20 protein-coding genes and 1 tRNA gene are annotated in these 12,582 nt (G+C 28.0%); 3 read left to right on the top strand and 18 right to left on the bottom strand.

Annotated elements, in window-relative coordinates:
- Window positions 1-70: 70 nt before the first annotated feature.
- The 10 genes from ACQZHJ_RS04575 to ACQZHJ_RS04530 all read right to left on the bottom strand — a co-directional run bounded on the left by ACQZHJ_RS04575 (window position 71) and on the right by ACQZHJ_RS04530 (window position 4,472).
- Window positions 71-143, bottom strand: a tRNA-Ile gene (locus ACQZHJ_RS04575).
- Window positions 129-593 carry a hypothetical protein gene (locus tag ACQZHJ_RS04570; RefSeq protein WP_430484360.1) on the bottom strand — a complete coding sequence of 155 codons (465 nt, stop codon included), beginning with the start codon at window positions 591-593 and terminating at the stop codon, window positions 129-131. Before ACQZHJ_RS04570 ends, ACQZHJ_RS04575 begins: the two co-directional genes overlap by 15 nt.
- A gap of 148 nt (window positions 594-741) precedes the next feature.
- Window positions 742-1,083: a sigma factor-like helix-turn-helix DNA-binding protein gene (locus ACQZHJ_RS04565; RefSeq protein WP_061414436.1), complete on the bottom strand. Its 342-nt coding sequence runs from the start codon at window positions 1,081-1,083 to the stop codon at window positions 742-744.
- 1 nt (window position 1,084) lies between these two features.
- On the bottom strand, window positions 1,085-1,387 hold the full coding sequence (locus ACQZHJ_RS04560) for a sporulation transcriptional regulator SpoIIID (protein WP_430484359.1): 303 nt from the start codon (window positions 1,385-1,387) through the stop codon (window positions 1,085-1,087).
- 8 nt (window positions 1,388-1,395) lie between these two features.
- Window positions 1,396-1,671 (bottom strand): winged helix-turn-helix domain-containing protein, encoded by a 276-nt coding sequence (locus ACQZHJ_RS04555; protein ID WP_430484358.1) that lies wholly within the window; start codon window positions 1,669-1,671, stop codon window positions 1,396-1,398.
- Between the two features lie 77 nt (window positions 1,672-1,748).
- Window positions 1,749-1,982, bottom strand: a complete 234-nt coding sequence (locus ACQZHJ_RS04550; protein ID WP_430484357.1) for a glutamate racemase — start codon at window positions 1,980-1,982, stop codon at window positions 1,749-1,751.
- A 19-nt stretch (window positions 1,983-2,001) separates the two neighbouring features.
- The gene (locus ACQZHJ_RS04545) at window positions 2,002-2,718 is read right to left on the bottom strand and encodes a hypothetical protein (protein ID WP_430484356.1); all 717 of its coding nucleotides are present in this window, start codon (window positions 2,716-2,718) and stop codon (window positions 2,002-2,004) included.
- A gap of 1 nt (window position 2,719) precedes the next feature.
- On the bottom strand, window positions 2,720-3,487 hold the full coding sequence (locus tag ACQZHJ_RS04540; RefSeq protein WP_430484355.1) for an ATP-binding protein: 768 nt from the start codon (window positions 3,485-3,487) through the stop codon (window positions 2,720-2,722).
- Window positions 3,438-4,262, bottom strand: a complete 825-nt coding sequence (locus tag ACQZHJ_RS04535; RefSeq protein ID WP_430484354.1) for a hypothetical protein — start codon at window positions 4,260-4,262, stop codon at window positions 3,438-3,440. The genes ACQZHJ_RS04540 and ACQZHJ_RS04535 overlap by 50 nt, the downstream gene beginning before the upstream one ends.
- A 36-nt stretch (window positions 4,263-4,298) precedes the next feature.
- Window positions 4,299-4,472, bottom strand: a complete 174-nt coding sequence (locus ACQZHJ_RS04530) for a hypothetical protein (protein WP_430484353.1) — start codon at window positions 4,470-4,472, stop codon at window positions 4,299-4,301.
- 403 nt (window positions 4,473-4,875) lie between these two features.
- Here ACQZHJ_RS04530 and ACQZHJ_RS04525 point away from each other — a divergent pair, with 403 nt between their 5' ends.
- The gene (locus tag ACQZHJ_RS04525; protein WP_430484351.1) at window positions 4,876-5,172 is read left to right on the top strand and encodes a hypothetical protein; all 297 of its coding nucleotides are present in this window, start codon (window positions 4,876-4,878) and stop codon (window positions 5,170-5,172) included.
- A gap of 53 nt (window positions 5,173-5,225) precedes the next feature.
- Here the strand turns inward: ACQZHJ_RS04525 and ACQZHJ_RS04520 are convergent, their stop codons facing one another.
- The 5 genes from ACQZHJ_RS04520 to ACQZHJ_RS04500 form a co-directional block, all read right to left on the bottom strand.
- Window positions 5,226-5,405, bottom strand: coding sequence for a hypothetical protein (locus tag ACQZHJ_RS04520; RefSeq protein ID WP_430484350.1), 180 nt, complete (start codon window positions 5,403-5,405; stop codon window positions 5,226-5,228).
- Window positions 5,406-5,416: 11 nt separating this feature from the next.
- Complete coding sequence (locus tag ACQZHJ_RS04515; protein ID WP_430484349.1) at window positions 5,417-5,611, bottom strand: hypothetical protein; 195 nt, start codon at window positions 5,609-5,611, stop codon at window positions 5,417-5,419.
- A gap of 141 nt (window positions 5,612-5,752) precedes the next feature.
- Entirely contained in the window at window positions 5,753-6,007 is a 255-nt protein-coding gene (locus tag ACQZHJ_RS04510; RefSeq protein WP_430484348.1) for a hypothetical protein, read from the bottom strand.
- 12 nt (window positions 6,008-6,019) lie between these two features.
- The gene (locus ACQZHJ_RS04505; protein WP_430484347.1) at window positions 6,020-6,772 is read right to left on the bottom strand and encodes a phage antirepressor; all 753 of its coding nucleotides are present in this window, start codon (window positions 6,770-6,772) and stop codon (window positions 6,020-6,022) included.
- Entirely contained in the window at window positions 6,769-6,978 is a 210-nt protein-coding gene (locus ACQZHJ_RS04500) for a helix-turn-helix domain-containing protein (protein WP_430484346.1), read from the bottom strand. The genes ACQZHJ_RS04505 and ACQZHJ_RS04500 overlap by 4 nt, the downstream gene beginning before the upstream one ends.
- A gap of 275 nt (window positions 6,979-7,253) precedes the next feature.
- Between ACQZHJ_RS04500 and ACQZHJ_RS04495 the strand changes: the two genes are divergently transcribed.
- Together ACQZHJ_RS04495 and ACQZHJ_RS04490 are read left to right on the top strand one after the other, a co-directional pair.
- Complete coding sequence (locus ACQZHJ_RS04495; RefSeq protein ID WP_430484345.1) at window positions 7,254-7,613, top strand: helix-turn-helix domain-containing protein; 360 nt, start codon at window positions 7,254-7,256, stop codon at window positions 7,611-7,613.
- Between the two features lie 220 nt (window positions 7,614-7,833).
- Window positions 7,834-9,396 (top strand): recombinase family protein, encoded by a 1,563-nt coding sequence (locus ACQZHJ_RS04490; RefSeq protein ID WP_430484344.1) that lies wholly within the window; start codon window positions 7,834-7,836, stop codon window positions 9,394-9,396.
- 23 nt (window positions 9,397-9,419) lie between these two features.
- Here ACQZHJ_RS04490 and ACQZHJ_RS04485 read toward each other — a convergent pair whose 3' ends face one another.
- The 3 genes from ACQZHJ_RS04485 to ACQZHJ_RS04475 all read right to left on the bottom strand — a co-directional run bounded on the left by ACQZHJ_RS04485 (window position 9,420) and on the right by ACQZHJ_RS04475 (window position 12,422).
- Window positions 9,420-10,175 (bottom strand): MATE family efflux transporter, encoded by a 756-nt coding sequence (locus ACQZHJ_RS04485; RefSeq protein WP_430484343.1) that lies wholly within the window; start codon window positions 10,173-10,175, stop codon window positions 9,420-9,422.
- A gap of 338 nt (window positions 10,176-10,513) precedes the next feature.
- Window positions 10,514-11,422 (bottom strand): LysR family transcriptional regulator, encoded by a 909-nt coding sequence (locus ACQZHJ_RS04480; protein WP_430484342.1) that lies wholly within the window; start codon window positions 11,420-11,422, stop codon window positions 10,514-10,516.
- Between the two features lie 16 nt (window positions 11,423-11,438).
- Window positions 11,439-12,422: a biotin--[acetyl-CoA-carboxylase] ligase gene (locus ACQZHJ_RS04475; protein ID WP_430484341.1), complete on the bottom strand. Its 984-nt coding sequence runs from the start codon at window positions 12,420-12,422 to the stop codon at window positions 11,439-11,441.
- Between the last annotated feature and the right edge of the window lie 160 nt (window positions 12,423-12,582).

Raw genomic sequence — 12,582 nt, 5'->3', positions numbered from 1 at the left:
TGAGAAGCAGGGTTTTATCCCCTGCTTGACTTTAATCTATATATTAACATCTTAAGGAGGTATATCTCCTTGGAGAGTAAAGGAATTGAACCTTCAACTTATAACCTTATAGGGAAATGCTTTACCAGTTAAGCTAACTCTCCATAGTGTTTGTTTACCACCTCAAATATACTTTTATCTAATTCAATATCTGATTTTTTATTTTTAACTTTATTTTCATTAACCAATCTCTTTGGCATATCTCCAGCAAAAACAAAATTAATATCTTTTTCTTTTTTTAAAACAATATCTCCATCTTTTTTAGTTTCATATACACTTCTATTTTTAAGAATTAAAGCTCTATCACCAATGTATTTTTTAGATTCATAATCAACAGCTTTTATAACTTCTTTTCTTGCAGCTTCATTAATCTTATGCTCTTTTTTATACTCTTTAAAATTTCTCTGAATACATTTTTTAATAGCTTCTCTAGTAGTTACTTTAAAGATTCCTTCTGCTCTATTCTCTTTAGTTATAATTCTAGCAATTTCTGATGAATTATAGCCTTTTCTATAAAGTTCTTTAATTCTTTTTTTCTTCTTACTAGACTTCATAAGCTTTCTCCTTTCCTAAAAAAAGTGTATAGTTATCCCCAACCCATCAAAGGGGACATTTTTTTTAATTTCTCTGTTACTTTTTCTAAATATTTTTTATTTATGTAATATATCTTAACATAAAAAAGGACACATAAGTGTCCCGTTTTTATACCGTTTTTGTCCCGTTTTTATAAACCCCTAATAATTTTATTATTGATTCTAAAGCTCTATTTTTAATAACATGACATCTAGTATTACTTATATATAAACTTTCGGCTATAAGTTTCCAACTCTGCCTTCCCATTCCTTCTATATATCTTAATTCTATTATTGCTTTTTCTTTTTCACTTAAGCTATCAATAGCATTATCAATCCTAGCTATTAAAATTTTATATTTATTTGCCTCTTCTTCATTGCCTAAGATTTCAAAATCCTTTACTTTTTTGTGTAATATTTTATAATCACTCAATAAATTTTCTAATTCTTTTTTATTATTTATATTCATCATCTTAAACTCCACCTTGTATAACTTTGTTGCCCATTTCTCTTAACATTAAAAACTTTAATTTTGTTGCTCTCGCTCCTCTTAAATGTCTCTCACTCTTATTGAATAAAAGAACTTTTTCAACTTCAATAGCCTTTTGAGGATTTAATTCAAATATTCTTTCCGTAACATCTTTGTGTATAGTGCTTTTACTTACTCCAAAAAATATAGCTGTTTCTCTTATAGTCGCTTTATTTTCTAATATATAATTAACAACATTTAAAACTCTTTTCTCTATTTGCTTACTTTTATATTTCTTTTTATACATAACTCCTCCTAAATAATCTTCATTTGTCCGATTATATTTAACTTCAATCTTTTAACATCAACTAATCTATAATACTTATTAGATCCTTTTATTTCTTTGATCTCTATCAAACCAAGTTTCTCCAACTCTCTAAAAACTCTATTTACATTCTGCTTTTTTAAACCAAGTAAATTTTTAATATCTGATTGAGTATAATCTTCACTTATAAGCAAAAGTAATACTTTATAATGGTATTTTCCTAGTTCTTTAATATTCGCTATATGTTCAAAATATTTCTTATCCATATCTTTTTATTGAGTAATCAAATACTATTACTTTCGTAATGATATTTGATTACCCTTAACTCCATTATTAAATTCCTCTAAAAAGTTATTTCTTTAATTAACTTTGATTTTTCTAATAAATCTGGAAATTGATTTAACGCTGCTACATATGCATCAACTGATATTTCTAAACTTTCATCATAATCAAATTCATAATATTTAACTTCTCCACTTGTCAACCTGCTTCTCATTCCCAGAATATTACTTCTAACAGTTCCTGTACCTTCAAGAATTCTTATTATATTATTCTCTTTAACAAAAACTCTCTTCATAAAATCACCTCAATATACTTCACTGTTTTCCTTGCAAAGATTTATATTTAACATTTATAGTCCAACTGGATCTGCATAACTTTTTCCCTATTTCAAAATCACTCATACCTTTATTTTTCATGTTTATTAACATCTTTATTTCTTTTTTAGAAAATGGAATTATCACTCTTTTTTTTATTCCAAGAATCCTTGCTCTAGTATTAACCGCATCCTCTGTTCTTCCTAAAGTTTTACCTATCTCTTTTAGAGTGTGATATTTATACATAGTTTTTAATGTATCATCATCTTGCTTTGTCCATCTTTTACATTTATTTTTATAGTATTTGATGTCAGTTCGTCTTTTATCTTTCACCCAGCTTGGTTCAGACCCCAATATATTTCTTTCTATTTTTGCAAAATTAATATCGTCTTGGTTTTTGTAAGCAAACTCCCAAAAATCTTTTATTTTTATAAAAGTATATCTAGCAGACCTATATTTGATACTCTTTTTAGCTTTCAAACCTTTTTCTATCCATCTTCTAACAGTACCTTCTCCAACTCCACAAGTTTCAGAAAGCTTATTTAAAGTAATTCCTTCTGTATTAGAAACTCCGCCACCTAAGCCTAATCTTGTTATTTTATTAGTAATTGAAGCCTCTGTTCTGTTAAGTCTCTTAGCAATAGTGTGAATTGCATATATTCCCACCATATTCTCCAGCTTAATTTCTTCTTCTTCAGTCCATCTTCTTCCACTCAATTTAAACACCTCTTAAATCTTTAAATCTATAGTTATATTGTTCTCCTAAGAAAACAACCATATTTTTATTAGAACGTTCAACTATTCTACCAGCTAGAGCACCATCTAATTGCTCTAGCATTTCAATAGTACATTCTGTAGAAATAATTGTAGTAAGGTTTTTGTAATATCTATAATTTATCAATGGGTATATGTGTTTCATATCAATGTCACTTAATGGTGCTATGATTTGACCATTTCTAACCTTATCTTTAAATAAATCATCTATTACCAGTATTTCTGCTTCTTTGTATTTATCTAGTAATACAGTGTATTGTTCAAAATCTCGTGCTGAACCTTTCAATCCCATGATTGCTTCAGTATAAGGCATATAAATAACATGTCTTTTTTTATCTTTAAACAATGCAGCTCCAAGAGCAGTTGCTAAATGAGTTTTCCCTGATCCAGGTTGTCCCATAAACATAAACCAACTATGCTCATTAGTTTTATTAAAATTAAATATATAATCTATAACTTTATTTTTAGCATTTTCAGTCACTCTGTCGTATGGAACAAATTCATTTACTTTCTTAACTTTACTTGGCTCCAAACCAAATTCTATCCATGCTTTTTCTACACTATTAGTAAGTTTACATGTACAAGGTCTTCCTATTGGTTGTAAATGCTCTCTATACTCTAATATGATTCCAGTATCTTTGCACTTATTGCATTTATACTGTTTAGATTCCATTGATTTTGTCGTAGTTGTATTTTGGTTCTTTTCTTTCACTGTAGCTAGAATCCTGTTTAGCGCTGCAAAAGTCATTTTCACTCACTCCTTTATCTTTATAGTTACCTTCAAGCACTTTAATGAAATTATTAGGCTTTACTAACCAATCAAAATTTACTACCCAATTCCTATTATTTTGTCCTTTAAGAAAGCTACTCTCATTTATATTTTTAATAGCTTTTATAACTTTTTCTATTCCATATTCATTAATTCTTGCTTTCAAAGATTTATATCTATTGGTACCTGCATTTACAGATATAATTTTTTGTAATCCTATAGAGTTCCATTCATCTATAACTCGTTGCACAGAAGTGCTACTTAATATATCTTTAGATATATTATTAATAGAATCACTTATGGGAGTATCTTTGTTGTGCAATTTTTTCGTAGGGGTTACGCTTTTTTTTCGTAGGGGTGTGCAATTTTTTCGTAGGGTATCATATTCACTTAAATCATCTAAATTAGCTGTAATATTTATATATGAAAAACTACCCTTTGTACCATTTTTAATGTTTAATAATCTTCTCTCTATAATTCCTTTTTCACAAAGTTTTTTTAATCTTGATTGTAACTTTCTACGTGTACCAATTATAGGAATATATTCTAATAAATATCCTTGATCTATCCAAATAAATCTCTCTCCATCAATTATTTGATACTCCATTTTCTTACTAGCATACATTTCTTTTATAACTGCTAATATAAGAGCATCATCATTATCTAATCCCATTTCTAATAATTTATCTTGTTGCAATCCATGTACGGTATACTTCATTTGCAATACACCTCTTTCTTTTTTATCTTTAAGATGTTAATATAATAATAGTTTGTTTTCTTGAGTACATTGGTTGCTTTGGTCGGTGCCAATGCACTCTCTTTTTATTTCTTCCTCTATTAAAACGTTTAGAGGTTTGTCTATTGTTAGTTTGCTTAGTCTTTCTTGTACTCTGTAAGCTATCTTTTTAGCTATTTCAATTAAGTCCATAGCCAACACCAAACTTTATAAGATACGTAAAATAAGATAATCCAAATAACTATACTTCCTATCAAAGCTACTAAGCAACCTGTATTAACTTTCTTCATAACGCCCTCCTATACATTTTTTCTGTTATGTTAAGAACCCCTAAAAACTTCTCTTTGTAACAGGTTTCTTAAATCTAAGATTATTGAATTTTAAATCCTATTCTACAGCTAATAAGATACTTTCAAATTCCTCTTTGCTATATCTGTTTTTCAAATCTTCTATATACAAATAACTCATATACATCATTCCTTATTTTCTTAATTTCACCACTATAAAAATCAATGTATATTTTAATTGCTAAAATCAAAATATTATATTAGGCGGTGATTTAAATATGAAAAAGAAATTATTTATTTTTATTTTTTTGTTTTTTCTTTCAATTAACTTAATCAATAAACCTGTTTTTGCAGTAAATTCATTTACAGAGGGGGTTTATAATGTTGCTGATTTAAACTTTTCAGACAAGAATGAATATCTAGTCCAAAATATTTCAAATAATGAAACTACCTATCTTCAAGTATTTAATGAAAATCAAATAATACTACAATCTATACGGCTTGAACCACAATCTCAAAAATTCAATTTAGTTAAATTAAAACCAGATTATAGAATTGTACTAGTCGGTAAAGGTACTACATATATCTATCCTGCTAATAGTTAATGTATATGAATTCCTGCTCTTGAAACTTTAATTCTTGAGCAGATTTTTCATATTTAAATAACATTCATCGAAAATATAAAACTTAAAATACATCCGATAGATAACATTAAATACTTAAAACTTTCTCTAGGTTCTTTCTCATTTACAGATTTATCTAAAAAATAAATAATTGAAAATAAAGCTGTTGATGTTGCTATTATTCCTAAGATTATTCTTCCTGCTGGAGTTAACATATACTACCTCCTTAATATACTGATTCTCTATTTACTCTCTTCTGAGCTAGCTCAATATTACGCTTTATAAGTTTTTCTTCCATAGCAGGTATTACTTCTGGATTGCCAGTTCTAAGAGTTACCCCATCAGAAAAAACAAGTTTAAGTGGTAGCATCCCCTTTCCTTCGTGATAATTAACTCTATCAACTACAGTTATTCCGCTCATATTATCCCTCCCTTTTGTTTATTTACCTTTAGCTCTAAAAGGATTTTAATAGAGCTTGTCCTATTCATTCCCTTAGTATCAGAGGGATCTGCTGTTTACTGATACTTGTCCACTATCATTTTGTCGATGTTAGCAATATTACTATTTACTGACTACCTCAACATTTTTAAAATACCAATTTAAAGCAAATACTCTTAATTCTTCTAATCCTATCGGCATCTCTTCTTCATCTATTTGTTCAAGAAATTCCTCTCTACCTTCATCTCCGATTAAATAAACATTAACCCATGGGTATCTTTCATCCTGTTCAAATGCTAAATCTCCAATTTCAACTACTTGTATATTAGTAGTTCTTACTTCTAAATCTGTATTTGCTGTTACAAATTTTCCTTCCATACTAGAACCTCCTTAATTTAAAAACTTATTTATAAAATACTGTTGACCTTTTCCGGTTATCTTTGGTGTCTTAGTAATTCTGATGCTTCCATCTGGATTATTGATTGTTCTTTCTTTAGTTTCTATTATCTTAAGCTCTAAACTCTTTTGAGTTGGCATATTGTAATCTGTTCCTTTACGCTTTATAAGGTAACCATTATCTCTAAGCCACTTAAACAATCTCTTTTCTCCAGTGTCTATTCCATTTTGTTTCATCAACTTAGCTAACTCTCCAACAAGTATTGACGTATGACTTGTACTAACAGCATCAGCAAAAAGAACTTTTGGAGCATTGCGTTCCCTTTCTTCTTCAAGCAGCTTTCTTTTTTCTTGCTCTTCTTTTAAGTTAGTTGCTAATTGAATTAAGAAGTCTGGACTTGTTAATGCTTTTTCTAAAGTATTTTCAGTCATATATGCTCCATGCTTTCTTATTGAAGGTAGTACTTCATCGAATACCCATTCTTCAAACTTTTCAGCTTGAGGCAACTCACTATTTGTAATGAGCCTATACATATCACCTTCTGTTATTAATGAAATTTTATTTCCATTAATTTTAAACCCCTCGTGTTTCACGACCCCTTTACAATGTCTTGTAATTGCATCATTAGTATTTTTATATCCTAAAGATTTTGCTATATCTTTTCCTACAAAATATGGCTTACCATTAATTTCAGCCATTCTTACTTGTCCAAAATTTTCATTTTTAAAAATAATTAAGTTATTCATTTTTTATCCTCCTTTTCTCTGATATAAATTTTTGCTAAATCAATATCAAGTTTTTCAGAGTAAAGCTTGATATATTTAGGACTTATCGTTCTACCAGTAAGATGATGTGATAATGTCCCTCTAGCTACACCAAGAAATTCAGCAAATTGTTGTTGAGTAAACCCTCTTTTTAGTCTTTCGTAATCCAAAATCTTAGCTATGCTCATTTTTCATCTCTTCCTTTATTTTTTTTTGCTTGTCCAAAAGCACTTTTATTAACTTATTCATTCTTTCGTTCATTCGTTGCACCTCCTTTGCACATACTCATCATACATCAGAGCGCAATATCGCGCAAATATACAAAAGGTTATTTTGTTAACAAAACACCACTTTTTCTTTAATTTTCTTAATATTTCTCTAATTTTTTAATGAATTTACTGTTTTATTTTGTGCGCTTTTGTGCTACAATATATACATAAAGAGACGCAAGGAGGTGTCATTTATGGATTTAGCAACATTTCTAAAAGAAACTAGAAAAGCTAAACATCTTTCTCAAGATGCTTTTTCTAAAGAACTAAAGATTACAAGAGGAACTTTATCACATTTAGAAAGAGGTCGTGCTCCAAGCATCGAAACATCTAGAAAATTAGAAGAATACTTTAAAAAACCAATTTCTGAATTAATAGGAGAAAAGAAGGTTACTAAGCTACTAAACTTAGAAACTACTAATATGCTTATTGATTTACTTATAGAAGATGGTGAAATTAAAGAAGATGGTAGCATAAGTGAGTATGCTGAAAAGAGCATTTGGAATAATATCAAAATTGAAATTGCTCTAAAACTAGAACAAAAAAAGAGATAAGGTTAAACCTTATCTCCTTTTTTAGAAATTTTATTTTGATTATCTAATAGTTTTTTTATTAATTCTTCCACATAACCCACTCCATTTGTTCTTTATTTATACGAACATATGTTCTATTTTTATAGTTTTATTTTACTAGCTTTTATTAAATTTTGCAAATATATTAAGTTATTAACACAATGTACATTTATTCACAATTAATTTTTAAGGAGGTACTTATATGAAAAGAGTAGCAATTTACAGTAGAAAATCTGTAGAATCATTTAAAGGTGACAGTATAAGTGTTCAAAACAAATTAGTTAAAAACTATTTTTCTGGCCAAGAATGCGAATTTGAATTATTTGAAGATGAAGGTTTTTCTGGTGGTAACAATAATAGACCAGCTTATAAGCTAATGATGGAAAAAGTTAAAAGAAAGGAAATAGATATCGTAGCTATTTATAAACTTGATAGGATAGCTAGAAATATAATAGACTTTTTTAAAACTTATGAAGAGTTTAAAAAATATAATGTTACATTAATTAGTGTAACTGAAAACTTTGACCCTAGAACTCCTGCTGGAATGATGATGATGACAATGCTTGCAGGAATGGCTGAAATGGAAAGAATGAATATAAAACAAAGAGTAAAAGATAATATGCTCGAATTAGCTAAGAGTGGTAAATGGACAGGTGGAACTTTGTTATTAGGATATGAAAGTTATAGAACTACTGAAAATGGTAAGGAATGTTCTTACTTAAAAGAAAACAAATCTGAAAGCAGCATAGTAAAAGATATATTCAATATTTACCTTGAATGTTTTAGTGCTAATAAAGTTAAAAATGAAATAAATAAAAGATATAATTTAAACACAAGTACAAGAAGAATATTAAACATATTATCTAGTCCATGTTATGTAAATTCATCAAAGAAAATGGATATATATTTATCTACTTTAGGATATGATGTTATAGTGAATGGTAAATCCAAAGCTTATTTAACATATGGGAAAAATACTACTTCTCCAAATGGCGGTGCTATACTTAATAAAGATGCCAAAACTCTAGTTGCACCATCTAATCATGTAGGAATAATAAGTGAAGATATTTGGATAAAAACTCAAGAAAAATTAAAACAAAACTCTCTTGATCCTAAACCTAGAATAAGTAAATTCACATGGCTAGCACATATGGTTAAGTGTGGATATTGTAAAAAGAATATGGTTGTAGAAACTTCTTATAAACTAGGTAAACCTAATATATACTTTAGAAAGAAATGCAAATGTAACCATACTCCTTATGGTTCTAATGGTAAAAAACAAATTAAAAATAGTAGATTAACAATCCCCAATGCTGAAACTTATGTTTTTAATTATCTAAAAGATATAAATTCAAAGGGAATACATTCATTTATAAGCAAACAAAATACTGATGATAAATATACTAAACAAATAAAATCTGTAAATAAGGAATTATTGAAAGTGGATAAGCTAATTGATGGCTTAACAGATAAACTCTCATTAGCTAATGATGACATATTAGAAATACTTCTTAATAAATTAACAGACTACTCAAACAGAAAGAAAAAACTTCAAGAAGATTTATTAATACTTAAGCAAAAACAAGTTACACTTGAATCAAAAGAAAATAATATAAATATCTTAAGTGATACTTTGGAAAAGTTTTTAAATAATTTTTCAGAATTATCTATTGAAGAAAAACAAATTGAAATTAGAAAGATAATCAAAGATATTGAATGGAAAGGTGATAAAAAGGAGTTTGTTGTAAACTTACTTGATGTGTGATTATTATATAATTAACTATGTTATTATATAATTGTTGCAGTACCTACAGTTAAAACTTCTCTAAACATTTTTATACTTGGAGCAAATTTTTTAAGCTTTATTTCAATGTAATTTTTCTTCATAACAAAGTATAATATTAAAATTACCACTGTTAAAACTTGACTTAATGCAGTGGCAACAGCTGCACCCTTAACTCCCATATCTAGTGAGAAAATGAATATTGGGTCTAATATAATATTAGCCACTCCACCAGCACCAATTGCAATGGCACTAAATTTAGTATTTCCTTCTGATCTTATTATATTAGCTAAAGTTGGCATTAAAATAGCAAATACTGACCCTAAAACTAAAGGTATAGAGTACTCTATTGCTAAAGGTAGAATTGTATCTGTAGCACCTAATACTCTAAGTATTGGGCTTAAGAATATCATTACTAATACAGTTAAAAATAAGCCTGTGCCAAAAGCTACCCAAGTAATTGTTGATGCAACCTTGTCAGCATTATCTTTTTCATCTCCACCTAACAATCTAGCTATATATGAAGCAGCACCTACTCCATACATTTGCCCTACCGAATTAATAAGCAAAAATACTGGGAAAGCTACTGAAACTGCTCCTAATGCACTTGTATCATTTAAAAGTCCTACGAACATTGTATCTACTATATTATAAATAGCACTTATAAGAGCACTTGCTATAGCTGGTATAGCAAACTTCCAAAGAACGCTTCCCATATCGCCCTCAGCCATTAATCTAGTTCTTTCTTCTCTACTATTCAAATTCATATCCCTCCTATAAAAAATTCAACCTACTTAAAAATCTATCTTTTAAAATTAAAAGAACATTTTTCAGCAGGCTAAACTTACACAAATTTATATTTACTACTAAATAAAGTTTAATATATTTCAAATTTTTCTCTAATTCAATGTTATCACAAAATATTTTTTATTCATAATATAAAAAAACAGACAGTTGTTATAAATATTACTTATAACAACTGTCTGTTTTACTTAATAGTTTTTCTCTCATTTAAAGAAATCCACTAATTTATATAGAAATTTTAATTTAGTAAATATTAATTGATAAGTTGAATTTTATATCTACAAACATAAACTCCTTAAGTATCTAGTATACTTTTTAAATCATTTATAAATATTTTAGCTTCCTCACTTAACTCTATGTCTTTTCTCTTTATCCATCCTAACGTAAAGTCCACATCATAATTCTCCATAGGCACAGCCTTTATACCATTATTATCTAAAACTTTTTTAGACCAATTAAAACCAATTCCATAAGCATTAGTCTCTCTTAAAATTTTATAATAAGTAAATCTATCATCAACATAAATGATTTTTTTAATCTCTTCTAAATCAATTAAAGACCTTTCAACATTATAGTTTAAAGCTGATACATGGTCACGATCTATTGTTATAAATGGATATTCCTTCAAATCATTGAATGTTAATTCTTTTTTATTCATAAACTCATTGCTTTCTCCAAGAAAAATATGAGGTTTTCTTCTTAAGAGCTCGTTAAATTCAATCTTATTAACCTTAAATATATGTCTCCAAATCTTATTTTGAATATCTGTAATGATTATAATTCCAATATCAAATGACCCATTTGATATATCTCTTATAATATTTTCAGGTGAGCTATCTTTAACATAAATGTCCATATCTCTATCGCTGAATCTCTTAACTAAATTACAAGTAGCATCAGAAGTAAAATTTAAATATTGAGAAGCAACTCTTAATGATGTTTTCTTCTCAGAGGTATTAAATACATGCTTTATCTCCTCCATTTGATTAACAATAGATTTAGCATAATCAAAAAAGTTACGTCCTTCTTTAGTCAGTACTACTCCCTTATTACTCCTATTAAATATTTTTATATTAAGTTCTTCTTCTAACTTCTTTATAGAATTACTAAGATTAGGTTGTGATATATACAAGCTTTCTGCTGCCTTATTTAAAGAACCTTTTTCCACAACTTCAATTATATAAACTAGTTGTTGAAACTTCATTATTATTCCCCCTACATTATCTATAATCCTTTATTGATATCTCTCCTGAATTTAAATAGTCTCTTTCTCCATTCTCAAATTCAATTATTAAAGCTCCATCATTACTTATATCTACAGCCTTACCTCTTCTAACTAAGTTATTTTTCATAAAACTTACTTCTTTTCCTATTACAAATGAAAGCACCTTATATTCCTTCATTATACTTTCATCATTTAAATCATCGCACATTTCAAAAAGTTCATTTAATATACCAGCCACCAACTGATTTCTAGTTATATTAGGTTCTTCTCCTTTGAATATTGAACCTGCAGTATTTTTAATATCTTCTGGAAAATCATTTTCATCAGTTTTAAAGTTTATCCCTATTCCAACAACAACACTCTCAACTCTTCCACTTTCAAAATTCCCAGTAGCTTCAGTTAGTATTCCACAAATTTTCCTATCATTTAAAAATATATCATTAACCCACTTTATTTTCGGAAATTTTCTTGTTAAATTTTCTATCGCTCTACAAACAGCAACAGCTGTTGATGTAGTAATATGTATAGCTTTTGAAAGTTCTATATTAGGTCTTAAAATAACACTCATATATATACCTTTATTTAATGGTGAGAAAAAATTTCTTCTAAATCTTCCCCTTCCAGCTGTTTGTTCTTCTGATATTAAAACTGATCCATGAGGAATTTCTTCATTCATAAGTAACTTTTTAGCTTCTTGATTTGTTGAACCTATAGTCTTATATACCTTTATAAAATTATCTTTATATTCATTATTTAAATATAGTTTTATTCCCTCTGAAGATAATAGATCATTATCCCCTGTTAACTGATACCCTCTATTAGTACCAGCTGCAATATTATATCCCTCATTTCTTAAAGAATTTATAGCTTTCCATACAGCTGCTCTAGATACAGATAGACTTTTTGCCAATTCTTCTCCTGAAATACTTATCTCCCTATTCTCCTCTAAAATTTTCAAAACAGACTCTTTAACTGTCAATGTTTTTTCCTCCAATCACTCTATATAAATTATTCTCCAATTCTATAATCATCTAACTCTGATTATATTTTCTATGCTCTCCATTGACAACCTTTTTAAACATTAAAGTCTACAATATATATAAAAGAGTAAGTTGAATTTAATATTCAACTTACTCTTT

This window comes from Clostridium sp. B9 (assembly GCF_050509515.1).
Lineage (GTDB): Bacteria > Bacillota > Clostridia > Clostridiales > Clostridiaceae > Sarcina.
This window is presented reverse-complemented; position numbering and strand designations above follow the sequence as displayed.